Source organism: Novosphingobium sp. FG90, from assembly GCF_057808725.1.
In genome coordinates this window covers 1-1,123 of sequence record NZ_JBMDIO010000105.1, presented here as the reverse complement: position 1 = coordinate 1,123, position 1,123 = coordinate 1, and the positions used below count along the sequence as shown (strand labels likewise).

The window sequence follows — 1,123 nt, the reverse complement described above, 5'->3', positions numbered from 1 at the left end:
TGGTCACCTTGGGCTGAGGCTTGCCCGTGGCCGCCAGGCGACGGTAGCGCTGGCACAGGCGAACCTGCGCTTTCCACCCGATCGCCTGGATGTCCTCGGACAAGTCGATGACCCGCTCACGGTAGCGTCGTTCCTCGCGAGCGGGCAGTCGATACGACCAGCCCGCCTCAATCAGCATGGTTCGTGCCTGCGCGTTGCCCGCGCGGGTGATCCGGCCCCGTTTGGTCCGAGCGCCGCTGGAGTGCTCGGACGGCACCAAGCCGACATACGCCATCAGTTGCTTGGGATTGTCGAAGCGGGTGAGATCGCCTACTTCAGCGACCAGCGTCGCAGCGCTGACCAGCCTGATACCGCGCAGGACCTGTAGATTGCGGACCAGCGGCGCAAAACACCATGCGTCCACCGCTTCAGTCAGCGCCGCTTCTAAGCGCCCAACCCGTGCCTGCGCCTCCAGCACCCGCTTCTGCATTTCCTCGAATGCCAGCTGTTGGTGGGGAAAATCGAACCGCTGCTCGGACAACCACCGCCAGTACATTTTCGTCCAGGCCGCCTTGCCGCCGAAACGACGATCATGACGCAACAGGAAGCTGCGCACTGTCTGCTTGGCTCCGATGGCATCATCTTGCGCGCTGCGTCGCGCGCGGATGAGATCGCGTACCGCCTCGTGCGCTTCGTCCGGTATCCAGATTGCGGTGAGTTCGCCAGCGCGTAGCAGCCGCGCCAGGGTCATCGCGTCACGCCGGTCCGTCTTTACATGGTCACCCGGGCGCCGCGGCATCATCGAGGGGGCGATGACGATGCAATTCTGTCCCAGCTTCGTCAGCAGCCGATGCAAGCCATACCCGCAGGGACCAGCTTCGTAGCAGACGTTCAACGTCACGCCCGGTCCAGTCAGCCGCTTGACCAGCTTCCTGATCGCATCGTCCTCGTTGGCGACCGTGCCGACGAAACGCACCTCGCCTCCGCGTTCCCCATCGGCAACCGCGACCGCAATGGTTTCCTTATGAACGTCCAGACCAACGTATTTCACCGTCTCCGTCATGACTCGTCTCCGCTGCTGACAAATCCATCATCAGCATCTCAGATTCGAGCCTCCGAGGCTCTGGCAGTCATGGGGTCTAAG

At 63.0% G+C, this 1,123-nt stretch carries 1 protein-coding gene; it reads right to left on the bottom strand.

The window, feature by feature from the left end:
* Positions 1–1,042, bottom strand: a 1,042-nt coding sequence (locus ACODRZ_RS26720) for an IS110 family RNA-guided transposase (protein ID WP_488661537.1), incomplete at its 3' end; no start/stop codon positions are given.
* Positions 1,043–1,123: the final 81 nt, after the last annotated feature.